The sequence below is a fragment of the Saccharopolyspora sp. ID03-671 genome, from assembly GCF_045278815.1.
GTDB classification, from domain to species: domain Bacteria; phylum Actinomycetota; class Actinomycetes; order Mycobacteriales; family Pseudonocardiaceae; genus Saccharopolyspora; species Saccharopolyspora ipomoeae.
This window is the reverse complement of the sequence record NZ_CP134054.1, coordinates 4,066,456-4,090,645: the sequence shown is the minus strand read 5'-3', so window position 1 is coordinate 4,090,645 and position 24,190 is coordinate 4,066,456. Positions and strand designations below refer to the sequence as shown.

The following is a 24,190-nucleotide window of genomic DNA, read 5'->3' as shown; positions in this document are numbered from 1 at the left end:
AAAACGAATGTTGATCATGGGTGATTCGAGGAAAAACTGTCCCCCTCCCACAACGGTCGTCCCGGAACAGGGCACCACGCCGCCCCTTGACTTCGAGTTAACTGGAACTTCTAGCGTGGGGTCAGGCTCTTCGACTGGAGGTAGTCATGAAGCGGATTCGACCTGATCTCTGGGAAACCGAACCCGAGTACCCGGCTCCCGGCCTGAGCACCCACGCCTACCTGTGGACCTCACCGGACGGGAACGTGCTGTTCTACAACACCTCGCTGGAGTCCGAGATCGAGGCGATGGCCGAGCTCGGCGGCATGCGGCACCAGTACCTCAGCCACCGGGACGAGATCGCCCCGTCGCTGCGCACCATCAAGGAGCGCTTCGGCTCGGAACTGCACATCACAGCAGCCGAAGCACCCGTCGCGGGCGAAACCTGCGACGTGGACGGCACTTTCGACGAGAGGAGAACGGAAGAGGCCGGTTTCGAGGTGATCCCGACGCCGGGTCACACCCCGGGCAGCGCCTGCTTCCTGGTTCCGGGCGCGGACGGGACGCTCTACCTGCTCACCGGCGACACGATCGTCCGCGGTGCCGACGGCGAGTGGTTCGCCGGATACCTGCCCGGACACAGCGACCACGACTCCCTCGTGCACAGCCTCGAAACCCTGGCTCCGCTCACGCCGGACGTGGTGATCTCCAGCGCCTTCACCGGCGACTCCGGCGTCACCAGCCTCGACCGCCCCTGGGCGGACTGCGTCGCCGAAGCCCTCGCGAGCCTCACCCCGGTGAGCTGACAACCGGAGGCACCGATCGTGAGTACCCTGAAAAAGGGGATCTTCAGCGGAAAGGCGATTCGCATGATCGAGCACCTCACGATCCCGCGCGGGCCCTTCGAGCTCGCGGCCGACCTGCACCGCCCGGACGACGCCGCCCCACCACGCGCCGTGGTGCTCTCCACGCCCGGCAGCAGCGTCAAGGAGCAGATCGGCGCGAACTACGCGTCCCGGCTCGCCGCCCGAGGCATCACGGCCCTCACGTTCGACCCGAGCCACCAGGGCCAAAGCGGCGGCGAGCCGCGCGATCTCGAGGACCCGTACCGCAGGGGCGAGGACATCTCGTACGCCATCGACGCGCTGAGCACGCTCGACGGCGTCGATCCGGAGCGGATCGGGGTCCTCGGGATCTGCGCCGGCGGCGGATACGCGGTGCACACCGCCCGCACCGATCACCGCATCAAGGCCGTCGGCACGGTCGTTCCCGGCAACATCGGCACCGCGTTCCGGGGGTTCCAGCCGGACGGCCCGGCCGCCGCGCTCGGCGAGCTGGCCGCCGCGCGCACCGAGGAGAACCGGACCGGTGCGCTGACCCGCTCGAACTGGCTGCCCGACACCCTCGACGAGGCGGGCGAGCTCACCGACGTCGACACGATCCAGGCGATCAACTACTACCGCACCGAGCGCGGCGGGCACGAGAGCTCGACGAACCGCCGCCTGTCGCGCAGCGACTCTCTGCTGCTCGGCTACGACGCGTTCCACCTGGTCGAGGAGCTGCTGACGCAGCCGCTGCAGGTCGTGGTCGCAGGTCGGCGCGGCAGCACCGGCTCCTACGAGGACGGCGTGCGGCTGTGGGAGCTCGCCCCGAACCCGGTCGACCTGATGGTGATCGACGGCGCGGGCCACTACGAGCTCTACGACGAGCCCCGGTACGTCGACCCAGCGGTGGAACGGCTCACCGAGTTCTTCTCGACGCACCTGTGACAAGCCGGGCTGCGCCCGACGGTCGTCCGGCTGCGCCGAACGGTCGATGCGCCTGGTGCGTCCACCTGGCTCTCCCCGCTCACCGCCGTCCGGAGGCGCAGACCTGGAGCGACCGCGTTCACCGTGGTAGATCCCGCGTCCGGGCCCGCTTGTAGGCTCGTCGGTATGCCGGACACGCAGTACGAAGACCTGCTCCGCCACGTGCTGGACACGGGAGCCCGCAAGGACGACCGCACCGGGACCGGGACGCGGTCGATCTTCGGTCACCAGCTGCGCTACCGGCTCTCCGACGGGTTCCCGCTGATCACCACGAAGAAGGTCCACTTCCGGTCGCTCGCGTACGAGCTGCTGTGGTTCCTGCGCGGCGATTCCAACGCCACGTGGCTGCAGGACAAGGGCGTCACGATCTGGGACGAGTGGGCAGGCCCGGACGGCGACCTCGGACCGATCTACGGCGTCCAGTGGCGGTCGTGGCCGACACCGGACGGCGGCCACATCGACCAGCTCAGCGAGGTCCTGCGCGCGCTGCGGGAGAACCCCGACTCGCGGCGGATCATCGTCTCGGCGTGGAACGTCGCCGACATCCCGCGGATGGCGCTGCCGCCGTGCCACGCGTTCTTCCAGTTCTACGTCGCCGACGGCGAGCTGTCCTGCCAGCTGTACCAGCGCAGCGCCGACCTGTTCCTGGGCGTGCCGTTCAACATCGCCAGCTACGCGCTGCTCACGCACATGATCGCCGACCAGGTCGGCCTGGACGTGGGCGACTTCATCTGGACCGGCGGCGACTGCCACATCTACGACAACCACGAGGAGCAGGTCCGCAAGCAGCTCTCCCGCGAAGCCCGGCCGTTCCCGACGCTGAACCTCAAACCGGCGGACAGCCTGTTCGACTACACCTACGAGCACTTCGAGATCGACGGCTACGACCCGCACCCCGGCATCAAGGCTCCGGTGGCGGTGTGATCGGCCTGATCTGGGCCCAGTCGTCCACGGGCGTCATCGGCCGCGACGGCACCATGCCGTGGCACCTGCCGGAGGACCTCAAGCACTTCCGCGCGGTCACCCGGGGCGCCGCGGTGCTCATGGGCCGCCGCACCTGGGAATCCCTCCCGCCGCGCTTCCGCCCCCTGCCCGGCAGGCGCAACCTCGTCCTCTCCCGCACCCCGCAGGACGGTGCGGAAACCTTCCCGGACCTCGACGCGGCCCTCGCCGCGGTGTCCGGCGACGTCTGGGTGATCGGCGGCGCAGCCGTCTACCGAGCGGCCCTGCCCCTGGCGGACAAGATCGTCGTCACCGAGATCCGAGAACCCTTCGAAGGCGACACCCACGCCCCCGAACTCGACCGCCCCGCAGACACGGTCGGCGAATGGCACGAGTCCACCACCGGCCTCCACTACCGCTTCCTCACCTGGGAGTGAGGTCGTCGGTCAGCCGCACCGGTCGGTGCAGCACGTCGAATCCGACACCGATCGTTCAGACGTACGAGGTACCGCGCCGTATCTGATCGGCTTTTGCGACGAAGGACTCCTCCAGGAACGAATCCGGAATACCGCAAGCATCGAGGAGCAGCGCGATCAAATCCCGAACCAGCGGTTGCTCGGGCAGGGTGTCCATGACGAGAAGCTCGTATACCGAAGGCACCGACGACGAGCGGCCGACTCGACGCCTCCACTTCTGCTCCAGACGGCGGAAATGCAGCCCGGACGCCTGCCGGATCTCCCGTAGCAACGCCATGTACTCGGACTCCGTGGTGAGCGTCTTGAGCGTGGAGAGCACCTGCCCGGAGCCGTGATGAGGCTTGAATCGCGGATGCCCGCTCACGGCCACCACAGGCACGGCGGGCTCCTCCTGCTGCGACCACTGACCGTCGTCCGCCGACCACGACCGGCCAACAGCCTCCGCCTCGAACGCACGACCGTCCTGCTGAACGTCGCTCTTCCACTGGTCAGCGCTGTACAACTCGTCCCTGCCTGCGACGATCATCCCCGCTGGAACGTCCCTGGTAACCGTGGCGCCAGCACGGATGTGCGCGCCCTCGCCGATCGTGATGCCACCGATCACCGTGGCGCCCCAGCCGACGACGACGTGGTCCTCCAGCTTCGGCGAGAGATTCCCCGTCCGCGGCTCAACGCCCGCCGCTGTGAGAGGAGTGATGTGGCGCACGAGATCTCCGTACACCTGGCAGTTCTTGCCGATCTGGCTGCGCGAGCAAATCAGCGCGTTGCTGACGACGCTGGCGTCACCAACGGTGGCGTGGGCGCAGATGGAAGCCCGGTGCATGATGAGCACCCGCTCACCGAGCCTCGCGCCCCGCTCGACCAGACAGTAGTTTTCGACGGTGGTCCCCGGACCGACTTCCGCTTCCGCCCCGATCACGCAGAAATGGCGAACGGTGCAGTCCTCGCTGATGACCGTTTCCCGTTTCTCCAGGGAGCCACTCCGCCGCGAGGGCGCAATGACACGGGCTGTTGAGGCAATCCTGGCTGTGGGGTGGATGGAAATCCCTTCTCGCGAGGTGTCGAGCACCGTCTCACCGAACGCCCGAGCGCCCGCGAGCACAGGTTCCTCTCCGACAGCGGGGTTAGCGGGACCGGACTGCGGCTGTTCGGATGAACGCCGAAGCTGGGCCAGCTGCTCTTCCCGCGCCGCGTCCCACAGTTCACCGAAACGCTTGCACTCGTCTTCGGGGCTTCGCGAAACGGTCCGCTTGGCCAACTCCTCGACCACCCAGAGCATGTGCTGGACCGGCACCGGGAGCATCGGCTGCGTGAACATCTGGTGGATCTTCGTGTGCGACGGAGCTGCGCGATGCCCGTTCTCCTGGTCGATCCACCCTTGGATCCTTCGGCTGCCCAGGCACCCGGCGAGTTCGTGAAGCTCGTGCAGAGCGTCGTTGAGGTCCTTCAACGCGCCCTCAGACAGGGAGGGACGCTTCCACGGTGCACCGGCCACTTCAACTCCTTGACAAGCAGAATGCGTCAGAATCCGTAAGATAGCGTAAATGATCAAGGCCTCAGAGCTTTTCGAGCCTGGAGCCGAGACCGGCCGAGAAGGTCGGCGGAACCCGCCGAAAATAGCCAAAAAGAACCTCAACCCATTTCGTGCAAGAGCGTAAATTACGGTTTGACCTGCAGTTATGTTGATCCCAAGTCCGGACTCGAAATCCGGCTTCGAGCGGGAATGAAGGGATTGATGTGGACATGTGGGTTTGGTTGATCGCTGCGCACGTCCTCTTGGTGGCCGCGATCGTCAAGCCGCTGTGCCTCGGGATCACGGTGCGATACTTGAACCGCCTTTATGAGCGCGGCGGCATTCTCGCCCTGGACGCCGGGGCCGACGCGCTGGCCCGAGCGAAGGGCAGGAATACCGCGGAAACCGCGTCTCAGGCCGAACCGTGACGGACCTCGCGAGCTCGTCAGGGAGCCGATCCGAGGAGGCCATACCTGCAGATCATTTGCAATAGCGTCCGGGTATGGCCGTGGTGCACCGGGCGACCGTCTCGCCGACCAAGCAGGAAATCGCCACCGCGTGGCTCGACGCGCATCCTTGGGGAGCTGAAGGGCACGTCGAAATTCTGGGTAGCTATCGCTTCGACGACCCGGAGAGGAGGTGTGCGTCGAGTCGCTTGTCGTACGGCGCGGGAAAGTGCTGCCAGCTGCCGTTGACATATCGGGGGAGACCGATGGACGACGCAGGGGTCGTGCCGCTGACCACGATGGAGCATTCGGCACTCTATTCATATCCTGTTTGGCATGGGCGAAGTTCTGACGACGCGTCGCGTCTTCTCATGTTCGCTCTGCGCAGGACCTATGCGTTCCGATCACGAACCTCCGGGTTCGCCGGTGGAAAAGGGCGTGCGGAGCGGGCGCAGCGCCTTCTCATCCTGATCGGTGCGCCGACGCAGTGGAGCCGAGGTGGGGCCGGTCGTGCCGGGCTCGAGGAACGCCACAGGCTCCACCGGCCTCCGCGCGCGAGAGGTGTCTCCGCGGCCAGGTGGACGCGGGTCGTGGCCGCTCCGCGGCACGTTGCCAGGGCGGAGGGAAGTGGAGAGGTTCACGGGAAAGTCCGTTCGCAGGTCTGAAGCCGGTAGTGGTTGGTCAGTCGGCGTCGGTGAGGAACACGCGTCCTCCGCCGTAGGCGGCGAGCTGGTGGTGAGCGCGGGCGACCGCATCGTGTTCGGTGCCTGCGATGCGGGCGGTGTGCTGGCCTTCGGCATCGGTGATCTGCCAGGCATCGTCGGACAAAGTCCGCGCGACGTGACGGCAGTGCCGCATCACGCCATCACCGCCGCGTTGTGCTGCCGAGGTGCAGGTGCCGTGGCCTTCGCGGCCGCGAAATCGGGACGGCGACCGGGGGCCGGGAGCGCGTGAACTCCGGCCGCCTGCAGCGCAGCACCCGAGGCGCTGCGTTGACGATGCGCAGCGGAATGCGCCGGTGAGCCGCGTAGGAGTGCGCGGCGACCAGAAGGTCGAACCCGGCGGTATCGATGGTGCCGGCCTGGGCCAGGTCCACGAGCGTGTCCGGTGGTCCGGTCAGCACGTGCGGCCAAAGCCGCTCGGCCAGCAGGACGACTTCCTCGCCGGCGAGGTCACCCTCCACTGCGAACAGGGTGGGCAGGGTTGTGATCAGGTTGCGTTTAGCCCGCATCGGGCTCCAATACACGTCGAAGGAACCTGTGGCCTGGCGCAACGCAGAGAAGTCGCCGCTGCAGGCCGCAGGCAGAAACAAGACTGGTTCCGGGAACCGCCGGCGCACACGCGCTCGGCTCAACCGGGAGGGGGAGAAAAACTGGTGCAGCAGGCGACGGACCAGCCGCGTCGTTGCGCTCACCAGCGGTGGGCGGAGTCGTCACGGCGGCGAGCGTCCTGCGCGACTAGATCGCCTCGGCCTGTCTCAACCGCACCGCAAGTAGCGGGTGCGGGAGCCGTGCCGGGTGAAACCGCGGTTCCCCGGCCCGCACACGAGGCGCGGGCCGGGGAGGAAACTCAGCGGAGCCTCAGACCACACGCACCAGGTCGGCCTGCGGGCCCTTGGGGCCCTGGCTGACCTCGTAGGTCACCTGCTGGTCCTCGTCCAGGCTGCGAAAGCCACCGGCGTCGATGGCCGAGTAGTGCACGAACACGTCCGGGCCGCCCCCGTCCGGGGCGATGAAGCCGAAGCCCTTTTCCGAGTTGAACCACTTCACGGTTCCGTTGGTCATGTCAGTCTCCTTCGGGAGCTGGGGGTATCACGGGCACCCACACCGCGCGGAGGCCCGGGCCGGGGGATCTCAGACGGCGGCTCACTCCAGCTGCAAACCAAAGAAAGAAGCTCGCCCGCATCAACATCCTGCGAGCATGCGCAAAACACGAACCCAGAAATACAACGACCACCGCTCACCCTACACGGCCCGCGCGCGGTCAACACCCGGCGTGTCGATGCCGATCGCGCGAATCCGGTGTCAGACGCGCCGAGGCCATGCGCGCTCGGAAGGCGGCAAGCCCGGCGGCCTGCACAACGCCCCGCGACGCTCGACTGAGACTAAAAAAGCCCCTCCGGGATCCGGAGGGGCTTCTTCGCAGCTAAGAGCGGTGGCCAGGGGCGGGGTCGAACCGCCGACCTTCCGCTTTTCAGGCGGACGCTCGTACCAACTGAGCTACCTGGCCGATAGCGTCCGGCTTGATGCCGTTCGCCTTGGCGACCCAGACGGGACTCGAACCCGCGACCTCCGCCGTGACAGGGCGGCGCGCTAACCAACTGCGCCACTGGGCCATGCAATCGTTCTTCAGTTGTTCGTACCCCCAACGGGATTCGAACCCGCGCTACCGCCTTGAAAGGGCGGCGTCCTAGGCCGCTAGACGATGGGGGCTTGACCGATCCGAAACCGGTCCGGCCGTCGCCTCCAACCGGCTTTCCCTTTCGGGGCGCCCCGTTGGCAGTGATGAAAGCTTACGACACACGCTTCCGGCCACCCAAACCGGGGGTCCCCTAAGCCGCGCGACACCGTCGCGGGCCACCTCGGCGCCCCGCGCCTGACGCCGATACTAGCCGCCTGACCAGCCCAATCGCCACAGTCGAGCGCGACCCGACACGGCCGCCCGGCGCCCGCCGGAGCGGGTCCGCAGGGGGCGGAAGCGGTCAAAACCGACAGCGGGCCGGTTTTGTGATCCACGACTCATGATCATCGGGCTGCGGCGGCCATGCGGGAGCTGTCGGCGAGCAGGCCCGGAAGCAGGACTCGCCACGACTCCTCCAGGCGGGCCGCGAGGCGGTGCGGGTCGCCGGCCACCAACAGGTTCGTGCCGACCACCATCGCGTAGCAGAGGCGGGCCGCGGCGGCCCGATCCGCGCCCGGGCGCAGCTGACCGCGCTCCGCCGCGCGACCGACCAGATCGTCGAACAGGCACTCCCAGCCGTCGGTGTCCGTGCCGACGTGGTTGCAGGCCAACACGAGACCCGCGCGCAGCAGCACGTCCTCCTCCAGGCGGCGAGCCGTGTCGCAGGTGAGGCCGACCAGCGTCGCCATCGGGTCCTGCGCGCGCTGGTACCAGCGTTCGCTGAGCTCGGTGAGGTTCTCGCGGTAGCGCTCGACCAGCGCGTGCGCGACCTCCTCCTTGCCGCTGAAGTGGAAGTAGAACGCGCCCTTGGTCGTCTCACAGCGGCGCAGGATCGCGCTGAGCCTGGCGGCCTCGTAGCCGACCTCATCGATCACCCCGGCCGCGGCGACCAGGATCGAGTGACGCGTGAGCTGTGCCCGCTGCTGCTGCGGCATTGATCGACTCCGACCCCCGATGGCAGTGCATGACCCGCTCGTGCGGGCGAGACCCGCCCGAACGGATGATCAAATATGCCACCGGAAGTTACCTCGGACGGCGGTCTTTCGCCCAGCGGAACACCTACGTGTCACACGTTCGGAGAACGCACGCCGACCGGGGCTGCGCCCGGCACGCCGCTCCGGCGCGCGGCCGACCCGGCCGCGTGCGCGTCCCAGGTCAGCGCGCCACCGGCGGTTGGCCGTCCTCGTCCGGGACCAGGCCCAGCATGTCCAGCAGCAGGCGGCAGTCCTCCGCGCTCTCGGCGCTGCGGGCGACCGCGATCCTGGCCCGGTGGACCTGCTCCTCCGAGATGCGCGAGGGCTCGCCGACGCGCTGCCCGGGCACCGCGCCCGACTGGCGCGACTGCCCGTCGTCCTGCTGCCACAAGAACTTTCGTACGTCCAGCGACCCGTACATGACGCCTCCCAGGCCTCGGGTTTCGGCCGCAGGTTATCCACAGGTTGTCAACAGCCGCAGCCCCCCAGAGAGTGATTCGCAGTCAACTGAGCGTAATCACGTGCGTGGGTCGATCCACTTCGGATATCGGCTGCGTCACATCCCCGCGTCCTAACCGGACAACGAACACGACAGCTCCGGCATTCCGGATCTCGGCGACCTCACCGCTCGTAGCGCACCGCGACCGCCGACCGGGTGCCCGCGGACGGCTCCGGAAGCACGAATCGTGGCGAGAACACTCCCCGGCAGAGGGAGGCGCGTGCCACAATCGGCCTCGCTGACACACCCCCGGTCAGCACCTGTGGAGATCCCCTCCGGCCCCCGTGCTCCTCCCCCTGGCGCGGGGGCCCTTCCACGTCAGGACGGGTTTTCGCCATCTCCCGCCCCGGCCGGCTCACCCGCAGGTGGTGATGCCCGGCCCGGACGCACGGCTGGAATTCCGAGGTCGCCGTGATAGGCAGGCCGCAACACAACCGTTATCGTGTCCGCGTGGCTCTAGGACGAACCAGGGCGAATCGGCAGCGCAAGACAGCCGAGGAAGCCGAACCGGACCCCGAATTCGAGTCGTACCTGGCTGCGCTGGACCCGGCGGACAACCCCGAAACCACCGGGTCAGGGCGTCGCTTCGGTGCCGCTCAGGTGTACCAGCTGCGGCTGCCGCTGCTGGCCAACGAGCGACTCCGCGAGCTCGCCGTCAAGCAGGGCACATCCCCTGCCGCGCTCGCGCGCGACTGGGTGATGCAGCACCTCGAGATCGCCGAGGAGGAGCACGAGGCCCAGACGCAGGTGCAGCAGCCCGCTGCGCAGGCGCCCGCGTGGCCCGGCCAGGACGGCCCCTACCCCGACAACAACACCCCCGACCCGATGCCCTCCGACTTCTCCGGAGGCATCCCCGACGTGGAGCGAACCGAGGAGATGACCGTCCCGGTCGACCGCTACCGCCCCATGTGACACGAACTCGACGAGGCCGTGGGCGCGCCCCCCGATGCGCGCCCACGGCCTCGTTTCGCGTCTGCCGGAGGTCAGGCCGGCAGACCCAGCTCCCTGGCGATGAGCATGAGCTGGACCTCGCTGGTGCCCTCGCCGATCTCCAGGATCTTCGAGTCGCGGTAGAAGCGCCCCACCGGCGTCTCGTTCATGAAGCCGTAGCCGCCGAAGATCTGGGTGGCGTCGCGGGCGTTGTCCATCGCCGCGTTCGACGAGGCCAGCTTCGCGATCGCCGCCTGCTTCTTGTACGGCTCGCCGCGCACCATCCGCGAGGCGGCGTCGTAGTAGGCCAGCCGGGCCGTGTGCGCCCGCAGCTCCATCTGGGCGACCTTGAACTGCATCGCCTGGTACTCGCCGATCTTGTGCCCGAACGCCTCGCGTTCTCCCAGGTAGCGCAGGCACTCGTCGACGCAGCCCTGCGCGGTGCCGACGCCGAGGGCGGCGATGGCCACCCGGCCCTCGGTGAGCGTGGCCAGGAACTGGGCGTAGCCCCGCCCGCGCTCGCCGACGAGGTTGGCCGCCGGGACGCGGCAGTCGTCGAAGGACAGGGCGTGGGTGTCGGAGGCGTTCCAGCCGACCTTCGAGTACTTCTTGGCGACCGTGAAGCCCGGGGTCCCGGACGGCACCAGGATCGCCGAGATCTCCTTGCGCCCGTCCGGACGTTCGCCGGTGACCGCCGTGACCGTGACGAACCCGGTCATGTCGGTGCCGGAGTTGGTGATGAACGCCTTCGCGCCGTTGATCACCCACTCGTCGCCGTCGAGGACCGCGGTCGTGCGGGTGGCCCCCGCGTCGGAACCGCCGTCGGGCTCGGTGAGGCCGAACGCACCCAGCGCCTCACCGGTGGCGAGCTTGGGCAGCCAGGTGCGCTTCTGCTCGTCCGAGCCGAACCGCAGCAACGGCATGATGCCCAGCGAGACGCCCGCTTCGAGGGTGATGGCGACCGACTGGTCGACGCGTCCGAGCTCCTCCAGCGCCAGGCACAGCGCGAAGTAGTCGCCGCCCATGCCGCCGTGCTCCTCGGGCACGGGCAGGCCGAACAGACCCATCTCGCCCATCTTGCGCACCAGCGGGTAGGCGAACTCCTCCCGCTCGTAGTAGTCGGCGATGACCGGGGCGACGTCCTTGCGCGCGAAGTCCTGCACGCTCTGCCGCAGCGCCTCGTGCTCCTCGGTGAGCCGGTGGTCCACCATCTCCTCATCCCTCCCCTTCGGCGGTGAGGACGGCCAGCGGCTGGTCGAGCCCGACCGACTGCCCCTTCCGCGCGTGCAATTCGGTGACGGTTCCGTCGATAGGGGCCGTGACGGTGTGCTCCATCTTCATCGCCTCGACGACGAACAGGCGCTGTCCGCTGCGCACCTGCTGCCCCTGGGCGACGTCGGCGACCAGCACCGTTCCCGGCATCGGGGCGGTGACCACGCCGTCGGAGCGGCCCGCGGTGCCGCCGCGCTCGGCCAGCAGCTCGTGCTCGGTGAGCGCCCAGGCGTGGCCGTCGGAGGCGAGCCAGGTGGTGCCGTCGACGTGCGCGAACCGGTAGCGGCGGGTGCGCCCCTCGTAGGTGACGGTGAGCGCGTCGTCCCGGGCGTGGGCGGAGACCTCGGCGGTGGTCGTCGACCCGCCGGACTCCACCACGGCCTCGGCCCCGTCCGGGGCGCCCCGGAGGTGGATCTTGAGGTCGTCGGCGAAGCGCCAGGTGCTCCAGGCCGGTGGCCCGATGCGCCAGCCGTTCGGGACGTCCCACGGGTCGGCACCGCGGCCGGGCTGGGCCGCGAGGAGGCCGCGCAGGGCGGCGGCGACGTAGGCGTGCTCCGGGACGGCGTCCCCGGTGAGGGAGTCCAGGTCGCGCTCGACCAGACCGGTGTCGAGGTCGCCCGCGATCACCTCCGGGTGCTGCAGCAGGGCGCGGAGGAACGCGATGTTGCTGCTCAGGCCCAGGATCGTCGTGTCGGCCAGGGCCTTGTCGAGCCGACGCAGGGCGTCGGCCCGGTGCGGGGCCCAGGCGATGACCTTGGCCAGCATCGGGTCGTAGTCGGAGCCGACGCTGCCGCCCTGCCGGATGCCGGAGTCGACGCGGACGCCCGGGCCGGTGGGTTCGTGGACGGCGAGCAGCTCGCCGCCGGTGGGCAGGAAGCCGCGGGCCGGGTCCTCGGCGTAGACGCGGGCCTCGACGGCGTGGCCGTCGAGGGACAGGTCCTGCTGCCGCCAGGCGAGCGGCTCGCCGGAGGCGACCCGGACCTGCTGCTCGACGAGGTCGACGCCGCGTTCACCGCGCACCGCCGTGACCAGCTCGGTCACCGGGTGCTCGACCTGCAGGCGGGTGTTCATCTCCATGAAGAAGAACTCGTCCGGCCGGTCGGCGGAGACGATGAACTCCACCGTCCCGGCCCCGGTGTAGCCGACCGCTCGGGCGGCGTCGGCCGCCGAGGCGCCGATGCGGGCGCGGGTCTCGGCGTCGAGCAGCGGTGACGGGGCCTCCTCGACGATCTTCTGGTGACGTCGTTGCAGGCTGCACTCGCGCTCACCGAGGTGCACGACGGTGCCGTGGGCGTCGGCGAGGACCTGGACCTCGATGTGCCGGGGCCGGGAGACGAACCGCTCGACGAACAGGGTGTCGTCGCCGAAGGCGGCTCCCGCCTCGCGGCGCGCCGAGGCGATCTGGTCGTCGAGCTCGGATTCGGCGTGCACCAGTCGCATCCCCTTGCCGCCGCCGCCCGCCGAGGGCTTGAGCAGCACCGGGAACCCGACGTCGAGGGCCGCCCGGTGCAGGTCGGCGTCGGTCATGTCGGGGTCGCTGCGGCCGGGCACGACGGGAACGCCGGCTGCCGAGACCGTCTGCTTGGCCCGGATCTTGTCGCCCATCGACTCGATCGCGTTCGCCGGCGGGCCGATGAACACCACGCCCGCCTGCTCGCAGGCGCGCGCGAAATCGGCGTTCTCCGCGAGGAACCCGTAGCCGGGGTGGATGGCCTGCGCCCCGGTCTCCCGGGCTGCGTCGAGGATCCGCTTGCCGTTGAGGTAGCTCTCGGACGCCAACGCCGGTCCGATGTGGACGGACGTGTCGGCTTCGGCGACGTGACGCGCGTTCCGGTCGGCGTCGCTGAACACCGCGACCGAGCGGATGCCCAGCTCACGCAGGGTGCGGATGACCCGGACCGCGATCTCGCCGCGATTGGCGACCAGCACGGTGTCGAACATGCTCACTCCACTCACATCCGGAAAACGCCGTAGGAGATCGGTTCGAGCGGGGCGTTGCCCGCCGCCGAGATGGCCAGCCCCAGCACGTCCCGGGTCTGCTTGGGGTCGATCACGCCGTCGTCCCAGAGCCGGGCCGTCGCGTAGTACGGGTGGCCCTGGTGCTCGTACTGGTCGCGGATCGGCTGCTTGAACGCCTCTTCGTCCTCGGTCGACCAGTCCTCGCCTCGCGCGTCCTTCTGGTCGCGGCGGACGGTGGCCAGCACCGATGCGGCCTGCTCGCCGCCCATCACCGAGATCCGGGCGTTGGGCCACATCCACATGAACCGGGGCGAGTAGGCCCGCCCGCACATCGAGTAGTTCCCGGCGCCGAACGAGCCACCGATGACCACGGTGAACTTCGGGACCCGGGCGCAGGCCACGGCGGTGACCATCTTCGCGCCGTGCTTGGCGATGCCGCCGGCCTCGTACTCCTTGCCGACCATGAACCCGGAGATGTTCTGCAGGAACACCAGCGGGATCGAGCGCTTGTCGCACAGCTCGATGAAGTGCGCGCCCTTCATCGCCGACTCGCTGAACAGGATCCCGTTGTTGGCGATGATGCCGACCGGCTGACCGTGGATCCGGGCGAAGCCGGTGACCAGCGTCTGCCCGTACTCCTGCTTGAACTCCTGGAACCGGCTGCCGTCGACGATCCGCGCGATCACCTCGCGCACGTCGTAGGGCGTGCGCGAATCGGTGGGCACCGCGCCGTAGAGCTCGCCGGGATCGACCGCGGGCTCCTCGCTGGGCGCGACCTCCCACGGCCGCGGCTCGCGCGGCCCCAGGGTGCTCACGATGTCGCGGACGATGCGCAGCGCGTCGGCGTCGTCGGCGGCGAGGTGGTCGGTGACGCCGGAGGTGCGCGAGTGCAGCTCACCGCCGCCCAGCTCCTCGGCGGTGACCTCGGCACCGGTCGCGGCCTTCACCAGCGGTGGACCGCCGAGGAAGATCGTGCCCTGCTCGCGGACGATCACCGCCTCGTCGCTCATCGCCGGCACGTAGGCGCCACCGGCCGTGCAGGACCCGAGCACGGCCGCGATCTGCGGGATGCCGCGCGCCGACATCGTGGCCTGGTTGTAGAAGATCCGGCCGAAGTGCTCGCGATCCGGGAACACGTCGTCCTGCCTGGGCAGGAACGCGCCACCCGAGTCGACCAGGTACAGGCACGGCAGGTTGTTGTGCAGCGCGACCTCCTGGGCGCGCAGGTGCTTCTTGACCGTCACCGGGTAGTAGGTGCCGCCCTTGACGGTGGCGTCGTTGGCGACGATCACGCACTCCCGGCCGGCGACCCGGCCGACACCGGTGATGATCCCGGCGGCCGGCGCCTCGTCGTCGTAGAGGCCGTGCGCGGCCATCGGCGAGAGCTCCAGGAACGGCGAACCCCGGTCCAGCAGCGCGTCCACGCGGTCGCGGGGCAGCAGCTTGCCGCGCTCGACGTGCCTGATCCGCGCCTTCTCCGGCCCGCCCAGGCGGGCTCGGGTCAGCTGCGCGTTGAGGTCGTCGACGAGCTTGGCGTGCTGCTCGACGTTGCGCGCGTACTCCGGCGAGTCCGGATCCACCGACGTGCGCAGGACGGGCGCATCCATGGGGCACACCTTCCTCGGGCGGTTAGTCATCGTTAACTTGAGCCTCATGTTAACGACGACTAACGCGCTCGTCTAGTATCTCGGGGCATGTCCACCGATGCGGCGAAGCCGACCCGGCGCGAGCAGATCCTGACCGCCGCGGCCGAGAAGTTCGCGCGAACGGGCTTCCACGGCGTCGGGATCGACGACATCGGCGCGGCCGTCGGCATCTCCGGACCCGCCCTGTACAGGCACTTCCGCAGCAAGGACGCGATGCTGGCGGAGCTGCTGACCGGTATCAGCGACCGGCTGCTGCTCGGCGGCAAGGACCGGGTCGACGCCACCACCGATCCGGCGGAGGCGCTGGACCGGCTGGTGCGCTGGCACGTCGAGTTCGCGCTGCGCAACCCGGCTCTGATCACCGTGCACATGCGCGACCTGGACAGCCTCTCCGACCGCGATCACCGGCGCGTCCGGGAGTCGCAGCGGCTCTACGTCGAGGTGTGGGTGCAGACCCTGGTCGACGCCCGCCCGGCGCTGGACCGCCCGCGCGCCCGCGCCGCCGTGCACGCGGTGTTCGGCCTGATCAACTCGACGCCGTTCAGCGCGCACCTGGACACCTCCGCCATGTCGCGGCTGCTGCGCGACATGGCGCACGGCGCCATCGCCGCGATCTGAGCCCTTCCGCATGGCGGAGGCCGGGTTTCGCGGCGCCGGTGGTCGCTTGCGGGGGTTCCGCCTCGGGAGAAGACTGGGCCTGTAGGTCGCTCCCGCGCTCGGCCGGAGGCGGACATGGCCACCACCGAAATCCATCCCACCGCGGTACCCACGCGGGCCCTGACGGGAAGGCGCCCGCGCAAGGGCGGACGGCTGGTGCCGTGGCTGCGGACCACCGATCCGAAGGACATCGGGGTCCTGTACCTGCTCACCTCGTTCGCGTTCTTCCTCGCCGGGGGCGCGATGGCGCTGCTCATCCGCGGCGAGCTGGCCGCTCCCGGGCTCCAGATGCTGTCGCAGGAGCAGTACAACCAGCTGTTCACCATGCACGGCACGGTGATGCTGCTGCTGTTCGCGACGCCGATCGTGTTCGGCTTCGCCAACATCGTCCTGCCGCTGCAGATCGGCGCGCCGGACGTGGCGTTCCCGCGGCTCAACGCGCTGTCCTACTGGCTGTTCCTGTTCGGCGGGCTGATCGTGATCAGCGGCTTCCTGATGCCCGGCGGCGCCGCCGACTTCGGCTGGACGGCCTACGCGCCGCTCTCGCGCGGCGCCTTCACCGGCGGCCCGGGCGGTGACCTGTGGGCGGCGGGGCTCATCGTGTCCGGGCTGGGCACGATCCTGGGCGCGGTCAACATGATCACGACGGTGGTCTGCCTGCGCTGCCCCGGCATGACGATGTGGCGGATGCCGATCTTCACCTGGAACGTGCTGGCCACCAGCATCCTGGTGCTGATGGCGTTCCCGATCCTGACCGCCGCGCTGTTCGGGCTGCTGATCGACCGGCACCTGGGCGGGCACGTCTTCGACCCGGCGCACGGCGGGGCGATCCTCTACCAGCACCTGTTCTGGTTCTTCGGCCATCCCGAGGTCTACATCGTGGCGCTGCCGTTCTTCGGCATCGTCACCGAGATCCTGCCGGTGTTCAGCCGGAAACCGCTGTTCGGCTACACCGGGCTGGTGCTGGCCACGATGGTGATCATGGGCTTGTCGGCGATCGTGTGGGCGCACCACATGTTCGCCACCGGGGCCGTGCTGCTGCCGTTCTTCTCGTTCGCCACGTTCCTGATCGCGGTGCCGACCGGGATCAAGTTCTTCAACTGGATCGGCACGATGTGGCGGGGGAAGCTGACGTTCGAGACCCCGATGCTGTTCTCCGTCGGGTTCCTGGTGACGTTCCTGCTCGGCGGGCTGACCGGCGTCCTGCTGGCCTCACCGCCGCTGGACTTCCACATCACCGACACCTACTTCGTGGTGGCGCACTTCCACTACGTGCTGTTCGGGACGATCGTGTTCGCGGTGTTCGCCGGGGTCTACTTCTGGTTCCCGAAGATCACCGGCCGGATGATGGACGAGCGGCTGGGCAGGCTGCACTTCTGGCTCACGTTCGTCGGGTTCCACACGACGTTCCTGGTGCAGCACTGGCTGGGCGACGAGGGGATGCCGCGCCGCTACGCCGACTACCTGGTCACCGACGGGTTCACGGCGTTGAACGTGGTGTCCACGATCGGCGCGTTCGTGCTGGGCGCCTCGATGCTGCCGTTCCTGTACAACGTGCTCACCAGCTACCGCTACGGCACGCCGGTCGAGGTGGACGACCCGTGGGGGCACGGGAACTCGCTGGAGTGGGCGACGTCGTGCCCGCCGCCGCGGCACAACTTCACCGCGCTGCCCCGGATCCGCTCGATCCGGCCGGCGTTCGAGCTGCACTACCCGCACATGGCCGACCGCCTCGACTCCGAGGCGCACGCCAGTCTCCGACGCCGTTGACGGCGCAGTTTTCATGAAAACTGTCCCCACCTCCGAACCCCTCCGAGAACGGGCGGGGAGGCTTTCACCAGGGCATCTCGTGGTCCTGGTGGTTCTGAGACCGGGAAGTTCTCATGAAAACGTCGGATTCTTCGGGGTCTCTGGGGTGGGGAAGTTTTCATGAAAACTTCCCCACCCCGCGGGAGGGGTCGGGGTCAGGAGACCGGGTCCGAGCGGCCGAGGACCTGGCCTTGGGCGTCGAGGGCTTCGACGGCGAAGTAGCGCTCGGGGCGGACGAGCTGGCCACTGGTCTCGAAGCCGGATTTGGCGACGTCGCCGATCGGCTTGAGGTCCAGCTCGGTGTCACCGGCCAGGATCCGCCACGAACGGACCTCGGTAGCGCCGTTCCAGCTGCTGTGGAGGTACCGGGAGCCGTTCTCCTCGCTCAGCGCCACGTCCGGCTTGGTCTTCGGCGTGCCGACCCACGGCAACCGCAGCGCGCGGTAGGACTGCATCCCGTCGCCGAGCGACGCGTGCAGCACGACCCCGCCCGCCGCGTCGTACTCGGTGAACTGCCCCTGCGAGCCCCAGCCCACGAAGTGGTGGCCGCCGGGCAGGACCTGGTAGCTGCCCTGGGTGGGGCTCGTCGTCCCGCCGGGATGGGCGACGGACTGGGCGAGCCGGGCCGTGCGGGCGACCGGGTCGAGGTCGAGGACGATGCCGCGCGAGGGCGGTCCGGGCACGTCGGAGGCGTTGTCGAAGATGCTCAGCTGCCCGGTCGGCAGCCAGCGGGCGTCGTGCTGCCGGGCGAACCGCGCGGCCGGATCGACGGCGAAGTCGCTGCGCACGCCGCCCAGCCGCCATTGGATCGCGCCGGTGGCGCGGTCGATCTGGTAGACGGCGTCGGTGTTGCGGGCCGACAGCAGCAGGTTCCCGTTCGCGTCCTCGGTGACCGAGTTCGGGTGCAGGTAGTCGAACAGCGCGTTCGGGTCGGCCGGGGCGGGAATCGTCGACTCCTCCAGCCCGACGTGGTCGAGGCTCCGCCAGTCGAACAGGACGCGGCCGGTGGCGATGTCGACCTCCTGGATCACGCCCTCGACCACCTGGCGCCCGTCCCGCTCCACCTGGTGGTAGCCGAGCAGCAGCGCGGTGTCGCGCGGCGTGATGGTCATGTCGTGCAGGTCGGTGTCGATCCCGTTGCCGGTCCTGACGGTGGCGACCTCCTCGTAGGACTGGTCGAGCACGTGGAACTCGCCGTCGCCCCAGCCCTCGTCCTGATCACCTTCCCACCAGGTCAGCACCGGTTGGCCGCGGTAGGTCTGGGTGCGCAGAGACGTGCTCACCCGGCTCATGCCGTCGCCGTAGGGCCGGAACCACACGGGCTGCCCGGAGTCGTCGACGATCATCGGTCCGCCTTGGGTCGCGGTGCCGCGGGCGTCGAGGAAGATGTAGCCGGGTTCGGTGCCGCGCGCAGGTGACTCGATCTGCACCTGCGGTGGACTCAGGTCCGGCCGGCTGGCGTACTGGCTGGGCACGGGTGGTGCCGCCGCTCCGGGGATCGCGGCGGCGACGAGCGCCGTCATGGCGAGCGCTGCTCCCGCGACGAGACGTGAACCCGGCTTTCGCATTCAGCTCTCCATTTTCGAAATTTTCGGGGATTTCCGAATTCGCCCAATCCGAGCGCCATTCGGTTGTGCGTTCCGCACCGTTGAATTCCACAGTGGACGCGCTGATCCCGCAGCGCTGTGGTCCGAACGAGCGATCTCGGCAGTGGCGCGCTTCATACTCGGACGAGGAACAGCGCAGGCCTGAGTACTGTTGAACGTGTGCGGAGCGCCATCGTGGGCGCTGAACTGAATCGTTTCCGCAGCCACCCCAGCACCAGCAAGGCGACGAACGCCTGAACACGCCGTGCAGTGCAGCGCGCGGAAAAGGACCACACCTTCACCACACGGGAGAATTCCTTGCCCATTGCCCTGTTGGCCCTGGCCATCGCCGCATTCGGGATCGGAACGACCGAGTTCGTGATGATGGGGCTGCTGCCAGAAGTGGCCACCGACCTGCAGGTGTCGATCCCCGACGCCGGCGGGTACATCTCGCTGTACGCACTCGGCGTCGTCATCGGCGCACCCGCGCTGACCATGCTCGGTCTGCGAGCCCGCCGCAAGACGATGCTGCTGTGGATGCTCGTGCTGTTCACCGCGGGAAACCTGTTCTCGGCGTTCGCCCTGAACCACGGGACGCTGCTGGCCGCCCGGTTCATCTCGGGCCTGCCGCACGGCGCGTTCTTCGGCATCGGCGCGGTCGTCGCCGCCGGTCTCGTCGCCGCCGACCGGCGCGGGCAGGCCATCTCGATGATGTTCATCGGTCTCACCGTCGCCAATATCGTCGGCGTGCCGATCGGCACCCAGCTCGGCCACGCGCTCGGCTGGCGCTGGGCGTTCGGCCTGGTCGCGGTGATCGGCGTGCTCGCGCTGGCGGCCGTGGCGGTGCTGGTGCCCAAGCAGCCCAAGCCCACCGAGGTCAGCCTGCGCGGGGAGCTGCGGGCCTTCCGCAACCCGCAGGTGTGGATCGCCTTCGCCGTCGTGGTCTTCGGCTTCGCCGCGATCTTCTCCTTCTACAGCTACATCAAGCCCGTGCTCACCGACGTGACCGGGTTCAGCGCGACCGCCGTCACCCCGCTGCTGGCCGTGTTCGGCGTCGGCATGACCGTCGGCACCGCGATCGGCGGCCGGCTGGCCGACCGCGCGCCGCTGAAGACGCTGTGCGCGGGCATCTCGGCGCTGGCGGTCTCGCTGGCGGTGTTCGCGCTGACCGCGCAGAACCCGATCATGGCTCCGATCATGGTGTTCCTGATCGGCGCGACCGGCTTCACCGCGATCCCCAGCATCCAGGCGCGCATCCTCGACGAGGCCAAGGAGGCCCCGGCGCTCGGTTCGGCGAGCATCCAGTCCACCTTCAACATCGCCAACTCGCTGGGCGCCTACCTGGGCGGCGTGGTGATCGCGGCCGGGTTCGGGCTGGTGTCGCCGAGCTGGGTCGGCGCGCTGCTGGCGCTGGTCGGGCTGAGCTTCGCGGTGCTGTCGGGCCGCTTGGGCACCCGCCCGAACCGGCGCGGGGTCGTGGTCTCGCACCAGTCCTCGCAGCAGGCCGCGTCGGCGGAATCCGAGCTCACCGCCTGATCTGCGGTTGCTCAGCTCACACGAGTGCTCTGGAATGCAGGTGCCCCTGAATCGGTTCCAGCCGGACGGGGGCCCTGTACCAATTCCGAACTGCGGCCAGACAATCCCGAACTCGGTGGAGGAAACACCCACATGACTCAGGTTCCGAACGTCACGCTGAACACCGGTGCTTCGATGCCCCAGCTGGGCTACGGCGTCTTCCAGGTTCCGGCCGACGAGGTCATCGCCCCGGTTCGCGCAGCGCTCGACGCCGGGTACCGCAGCATCGACACCGCGAAGGTGTACGGCAACGAGGAAGGCGTCGGCAAGGCCATCGCCGAATCCGGCGTCAAGCGGGAGGACCTGTTCGTCACCACCAAGCTGTGGAACGACGACCAGGGCTACGACAGCACGCTCAAGGCCTTCGACGCGAGCATGGCCCGCCTCGGCCTGGACTACGTCGACCTGTACCTGATCCACTGGCCCGTTCCGAGCCAGGACAAGTACGTGGAGACCTGGAAGGCGTTCGAGGAGATCAGCAAGAGCGGCCGCGCCAAGGCGATCGGCGTCTCGAACTTCCAGATCGCGCACCTCAAGCGCCTGTTCGACGAGACCGACGTCGTGCCCGCGCTGAACCAGATCGAGCTGCACCCGAACCTGCCGCAGGCCGAGCTGCGCGCCTTCCACGCCGAGCACGGCATCCTGACGGAGGCGTGGAGCCCGCTGGGCCGCAACAACGGTCTGCTCGACAGCGCCACGGTCGCCAACCTGGCGGAGAAGTACGGCAAGACCCCGGCCCAGATCGTGCTGCGCTGGCACATCGAGCTGGGCAACGTGACCATCCCGAAGTCGGTCACGCCGTCCCGCATCCAGGAGAACATCGAGGTCTTCGACTTCGAGCTCGCCCAGGACGACATCAAGGCCCTCACGGCCCTGGAGAACGGCGTCCGCGTCGGCCCGAACCCGGACGACATGTGATCCGGAACTGAACGGAGAAGGGCCCTCGACCTGATCAGGTCGAGGGCCCTTCTCGCTGCTCAGGCCGCGCGCAGCGCCGGTTTGGCCGCCAACGAGCGCAGGACGTTGCTGCCGGAGCGCAGCGACACGACCTGGCTGTGGGTGGCGAGCCAGCCGGGGAAGCGCGCGAGGCGCTGGATCGGGGTGCGCCGCTGGGCCGAGGTCAGGGCCGCCGTGCGGGACACCTTGAGGACCCGGGGGCGGCGTTCGAACTCGTAGGCGCGCAGCCGCTCGGCGAGGGAGCCCTCGCCGTCGGCCAGGTACTCGGTGAGCAGCCAGGCGTCTTCGAGGGTCTGGTTGGCGGCCTGGGCGACCGCGGGCGGCATCGCGTGCACGGCGTCGCCGAGCAGCGTGCTGCGGGCACCGCCCCACACCTGCGGGACCTTGTGCCGGATGTGCGGGAAGAACCCCAGGTCGTCGTCGGTGACCGAGTCCAGCAGCGCCTCCACCGGCTCCGGCCAGCCGCGGAACAGCTCGCGGAGCTCGGCGACCGCGTGCACCGGGTCGCCCGCGCGCCACGGCATGTCGAACCACCAGTGCAGCAGCCCGTCGCCGGTGGGGATGAGCCCGCAGTGCGCGTTGCGCCCGGCGATGTTGAGGGTCTGCCTGCCCTCGGCCACCGGCAGGTCGCTGCGGGTCAGGCCCTGCCAGCTGGCCCAACCGGTGGGCTTGGCGGGTTCGCCGCCGATGACCTGCTGCCGCACCACCGACCGCTGGCCGTCGGCGCCGATGAGCAGGTCGCCGGTGGCGCTGGAGCCGTCGGCGAAGTCCACTCGCACGTGGTCGGGGTGCTCGGTGATGGCGACGCAGCGGCGGCCGAACTGGAGCGCCCCTGCGGGCAGCGCCCCGGCCATCTCGGCGATGAGCCGGCGGCGCGGGATCTGCACGGTCGGGGAGCCGAGCCGTTCGGTGACCTCGTCGAGGTCGGCTTCCCAGAGCAACCGACCGGATTCGGTGAGTGACCGGAGGCTGTCGAGCTGGTGCCCGCGATCGCTGATGTCCACGCCCAGCTCGCGCAGCGCGGCGGTGCCGTTGCTCCACACCGTGATGCCGGCGCCCGACGTCCTCAGCGCGTCGTGGTGTTCGTAAACCTGCACGTCATAGCCGCGGCGGAGCAATCCGTTGGCGATTGCGAGTCCTCCGACTCCGGCTCCGATCACGAGAACTCGCATCGTCTCCATCCGTCATCCCCGACAGTGCTGCTCCACAATTTTATCCACTCGACCGTATGTACCGAATTGTCCTTGGTCACACGCCGTGAACGAGTCAACCGGCACCCGGAAGGGGACGGGTTTTCGGAAAATGAAAACTCACCTAGGCACGCCCTGGCCCGAGAACTATCTTGCGTCCCATGAGCCCACGTGTTGCACCACCGTTCCGGGCCGACCACGTCGGCAGCCTGCTCCGCCCCGAACGCCTGCTGGAAGCCCGTGACTCGCACGCGGCCGGCCGCATCGACGACGCCGAGCTGCGCGGCATCGAGGACGAGGCGATCGCTCAGGTCGTGAAGATGCAGGAGGACGTCGGCCTGCAGAGCGCCACGGACGGCGAGTTCCGCCGCAGCTCCTGGCACATGGACTTCCTGTACCAGCTGGACGGCGTCGAACGCGTCGACGACAACAACCTCAAGGTCCAGTTCCACAACGCCCAGGGCGACATCGAGTTCATCACCCCGGACCTGAAGGTCACCGACAAGATCAAGCTCTCGGGCACGATCTTCGCCGACGCCTTCAAGTACCTGGCGTCCCGGACCACCAAGAACACGCCGAAGCTGACCATCCCGTCGCCCGGCATGCTCACCTACCGGGGCGGACCCGCGGCCGTGGACTCCGAGGTCTATCCGGACATGGAGCAGTTCCGCGCCGACCTGGCCGCCGCCTACCGGGCGGAGGTGCGGGCGCTGGCCGACCTGGGCTGCCACTACCTGCAGCTCGACGACACCAGCCTGGCCTACCTCAACGACCCCAAGCAGCGGGAGATGCTCAACGCGCGGGGCGAGGACGGCGAGAACGCGCATATCAAGGACATCCGGCTGATCAACGAGTCGCTGCGCGGACGTCCGGACACGCTCACGGTGACCACCCACATGTGCCGGGGCAACTTCCGGTCGTCGTGGGTGGCCGAGGGCGGCTACGACTTCGTCGCCGAGGCCCTGTTCAACGAGCTGGAGGTCGACGGCTTCTTCATGGAGTTCGACGACGAGCGCTCGGGCGGCTTCGCCCCGCTGCGGCACGTGCCCCGGGGCAAGTACGTGGTGCTGGGCCTGGTCACGACCAAGCGCGGTGAGCTGGAGTCCAAGGACGAGCTCAAGCGCCGCATCGACGAGGCCGCCAAGTACGTCGACATCGACCAGCTGTGCCTGTCGCCGCAGTGCGGCTTCGCCTCGACCAAGGACGGCAACGCGCTGACCTACGAGGAAGAGGTCGCCAAGCTCCGCCTGGTCGTCGAAACGGCCCAGGAGGTCTGGGGCTGATCAGGAGGTCAGGCTGGTCAGGGGTTCTGGGGCTGGTCAGCCCCGCCTGAGCAACCCGCACCGCCGCAGGTTCTGAGCGGCTTCGTGGCTAGGACGGCCGCACCCGCAGCCCACGGAGCCGCTCAGGTTCTGCCACCGGCACCGCCGAGCGAGGTGACCACGGGATTCAAGAAATCACGCCGCCTCTTCCAGGAAGCGGCCCGCTACGAGGCCGGGTTCTTCGGCGCCGTCGAATCTGACCCAGAGGACCGGGCCCTCGAAGACCTGCGGGAGACCGGTGGCGGTCTCC

23 protein-coding genes and 3 tRNA genes are annotated in these 24,190 nt (G+C 69.0%); 12 read left to right on the top strand and 14 right to left on the bottom strand.

Features of this window, described 5'->3' with window-relative positions; translation table 11 throughout:
• The first annotated feature begins 146 nt into the window (after positions 1-146).
• The 4 genes from REH65_RS18825 to REH65_RS18810 all read left to right on the top strand — a co-directional run bounded on the left by REH65_RS18825 (position 147) and on the right by REH65_RS18810 (position 3,166).
• On the top strand, positions 147-785 hold the full coding sequence (locus tag REH65_RS18825) for an MBL fold metallo-hydrolase (RefSeq protein WP_406688502.1): 639 nt from the start codon (positions 147-149) through the stop codon (positions 783-785).
• Between the two features lie 63 nt (positions 786-848).
• Positions 849-1,748, top strand: a complete 900-nt coding sequence (locus tag REH65_RS18820) for an alpha/beta hydrolase (protein WP_406688501.1) — start codon at positions 849-851, stop codon at positions 1,746-1,748.
• Positions 1,749-1,913: 165 nt separating this feature from the next.
• Positions 1,914-2,711, top strand: a complete 798-nt coding sequence (locus REH65_RS18815) for a thymidylate synthase (RefSeq protein WP_406688500.1) — start codon at positions 1,914-1,916, stop codon at positions 2,709-2,711.
• Entirely contained in the window at positions 2,708-3,166 is a 459-nt protein-coding gene (locus REH65_RS18810) for a dihydrofolate reductase (RefSeq protein WP_406688499.1), read from the top strand. The genes REH65_RS18815 and REH65_RS18810 overlap by 4 nt, the downstream gene beginning before the upstream one ends.
• Before the next feature lie 55 nt (positions 3,167-3,221).
• Here REH65_RS18810 and REH65_RS18805 read toward each other — a convergent pair whose 3' ends face one another.
• A complete protein-coding gene (locus REH65_RS18805) occupies positions 3,222-4,700 on the bottom strand; it encodes an acyltransferase (RefSeq protein ID WP_406688498.1) in 1,479 nt (492 codons plus the stop codon).
• A 242-nt stretch (positions 4,701-4,942) separates the two neighbouring features.
• Here REH65_RS18805 and REH65_RS18800 point away from each other — a divergent pair, with 242 nt between their 5' ends.
• Positions 4,943-5,146, top strand: a complete 204-nt coding sequence (locus REH65_RS18800) for a hypothetical protein (RefSeq protein WP_406688497.1) — start codon at positions 4,943-4,945, stop codon at positions 5,144-5,146.
• 74 nt (positions 5,147-5,220) lie between these two features.
• On the top strand, positions 5,221-5,829 hold the full coding sequence (locus tag REH65_RS18795) for a maltokinase N-terminal cap-like domain-containing protein (protein ID WP_406688496.1): 609 nt from the start codon (positions 5,221-5,223) through the stop codon (positions 5,827-5,829).
• A gap of 16 nt (positions 5,830-5,845) precedes the next feature.
• Here REH65_RS18795 and REH65_RS18790 read toward each other — a convergent pair whose 3' ends face one another.
• The 8 genes from REH65_RS18790 to REH65_RS18755 all read right to left on the bottom strand — a co-directional run bounded on the left by REH65_RS18790 (position 5,846) and on the right by REH65_RS18755 (position 8,959).
• Positions 5,846-6,025, bottom strand: coding sequence for a hypothetical protein (locus tag REH65_RS18790; protein WP_281457510.1), 180 nt, complete (start codon positions 6,023-6,025; stop codon positions 5,846-5,848).
• 4 nt (positions 6,026-6,029) lie between these two features.
• Positions 6,030-6,476, bottom strand: coding sequence for an STAS domain-containing protein (locus tag REH65_RS18785; protein WP_406688495.1), 447 nt, complete (start codon positions 6,474-6,476; stop codon positions 6,030-6,032).
• Between the two features lie 268 nt (positions 6,477-6,744).
• On the bottom strand, positions 6,745-6,948 hold the full coding sequence (locus REH65_RS18780) for a cold-shock protein (RefSeq protein WP_406688494.1): 204 nt from the start codon (positions 6,946-6,948) through the stop codon (positions 6,745-6,747).
• A gap of 371 nt (positions 6,949-7,319) precedes the next feature.
• A tRNA-Phe gene (locus REH65_RS18775) sits at positions 7,320-7,393 on the bottom strand.
• A gap of 29 nt (positions 7,394-7,422) precedes the next feature.
• Positions 7,423-7,499 (bottom strand) — tRNA-Asp (locus REH65_RS18770).
• A gap of 24 nt (positions 7,500-7,523) precedes the next feature.
• Positions 7,524-7,596: transfer RNA gene (locus tag REH65_RS18765), tRNA-Glu, on the bottom strand.
• Between the two features lie 312 nt (positions 7,597-7,908).
• Complete coding sequence (locus tag REH65_RS18760; protein ID WP_406688493.1) at positions 7,909-8,499, bottom strand: TetR family transcriptional regulator; 591 nt, start codon at positions 8,497-8,499, stop codon at positions 7,909-7,911.
• 220 nt (positions 8,500-8,719) lie between these two features.
• On the bottom strand, positions 8,720-8,959 hold the full coding sequence (locus REH65_RS18755) for a hypothetical protein (protein ID WP_281457420.1): 240 nt from the start codon (positions 8,957-8,959) through the stop codon (positions 8,720-8,722).
• Positions 8,960-9,487: 528 nt separating this feature from the next.
• Here REH65_RS18755 and REH65_RS18750 point away from each other — a divergent pair.
• The gene (locus REH65_RS18750; RefSeq protein WP_281457419.1) at positions 9,488-9,949 is read left to right on the top strand and encodes a hypothetical protein; all 462 of its coding nucleotides are present in this window, start codon (positions 9,488-9,490) and stop codon (positions 9,947-9,949) included.
• A 71-nt stretch (positions 9,950-10,020) separates the two neighbouring features.
• Here REH65_RS18750 and REH65_RS18745 read toward each other — a convergent pair whose 3' ends face one another.
• From REH65_RS18745 to REH65_RS18735, 3 genes are read right to left on the bottom strand one after another with little or no spacing between them, the layout of a single operon-like run.
• Positions 10,021-11,178 (bottom strand): acyl-CoA dehydrogenase family protein, encoded by a 1,158-nt coding sequence (locus REH65_RS18745; protein ID WP_406688492.1) that lies wholly within the window; start codon positions 11,176-11,178, stop codon positions 10,021-10,023.
• A 4-nt stretch (positions 11,179-11,182) separates the two neighbouring features.
• A complete protein-coding gene (locus REH65_RS18740; protein ID WP_406688491.1) occupies positions 11,183-13,180 on the bottom strand; it encodes a biotin carboxylase N-terminal domain-containing protein in 1,998 nt (665 codons plus the stop codon).
• A gap of 11 nt (positions 13,181-13,191) precedes the next feature.
• Positions 13,192-14,805, bottom strand: a complete 1,614-nt coding sequence (locus REH65_RS18735) for a carboxyl transferase domain-containing protein (RefSeq protein WP_406688490.1) — start codon at positions 14,803-14,805, stop codon at positions 13,192-13,194.
• Positions 14,806-14,892: 87 nt separating this feature from the next.
• On the opposite strand from REH65_RS18735, the gene REH65_RS18730 reads away from it, so the two are divergent.
• Complete coding sequence (locus REH65_RS18730) at positions 14,893-15,462, top strand: TetR/AcrR family transcriptional regulator (RefSeq protein ID WP_406688489.1); 570 nt, start codon at positions 14,893-14,895, stop codon at positions 15,460-15,462.
• A 114-nt stretch (positions 15,463-15,576) separates the two neighbouring features.
• Entirely contained in the window at positions 15,577-17,271 is a 1,695-nt protein-coding gene (gene ctaD / locus REH65_RS18725) for a cytochrome c oxidase subunit I (RefSeq protein ID WP_406688488.1), read from the top strand.
• Positions 17,272-17,465: 194 nt separating this feature from the next.
• Here the strand turns inward: ctaD and REH65_RS18720 are convergent, their stop codons facing one another.
• Positions 17,466-18,878, bottom strand: coding sequence for an arylsulfotransferase family protein (locus REH65_RS18720; protein WP_406688487.1), 1,413 nt, complete (start codon positions 18,876-18,878; stop codon positions 17,466-17,468).
• 336 nt (positions 18,879-19,214) lie between these two features.
• On the opposite strand from REH65_RS18720, the gene REH65_RS18715 reads away from it, so the two are divergent.
• Entirely contained in the window at positions 19,215-20,432 is a 1,218-nt protein-coding gene (locus REH65_RS18715) for an MFS transporter (RefSeq protein ID WP_406688486.1), read from the top strand.
• A gap of 132 nt (positions 20,433-20,564) precedes the next feature.
• Positions 20,565-21,389 (top strand): aldo/keto reductase, encoded by an 825-nt coding sequence (locus REH65_RS18710; RefSeq protein WP_406688485.1) that lies wholly within the window; start codon positions 20,565-20,567, stop codon positions 21,387-21,389.
• A gap of 59 nt (positions 21,390-21,448) precedes the next feature.
• On the opposite strand, the gene REH65_RS18705 is transcribed toward REH65_RS18710, so the two are convergent.
• Positions 21,449-22,600, bottom strand: a complete 1,152-nt coding sequence (locus REH65_RS18705) for an FAD-dependent oxidoreductase (RefSeq protein ID WP_406693195.1) — start codon at positions 22,598-22,600, stop codon at positions 21,449-21,451.
• A gap of 179 nt (positions 22,601-22,779) precedes the next feature.
• Between REH65_RS18705 and REH65_RS18700 the strand changes: the two genes are divergently transcribed.
• Positions 22,780-23,901: a 5-methyltetrahydropteroyltriglutamate--homocysteine S-methyltransferase gene (locus REH65_RS18700; RefSeq protein WP_406688484.1), complete on the top strand. Its 1,122-nt coding sequence runs from the start codon at positions 22,780-22,782 to the stop codon at positions 23,899-23,901.
• The last annotated feature ends 289 nt before the right edge of the window (positions 23,902-24,190 follow it).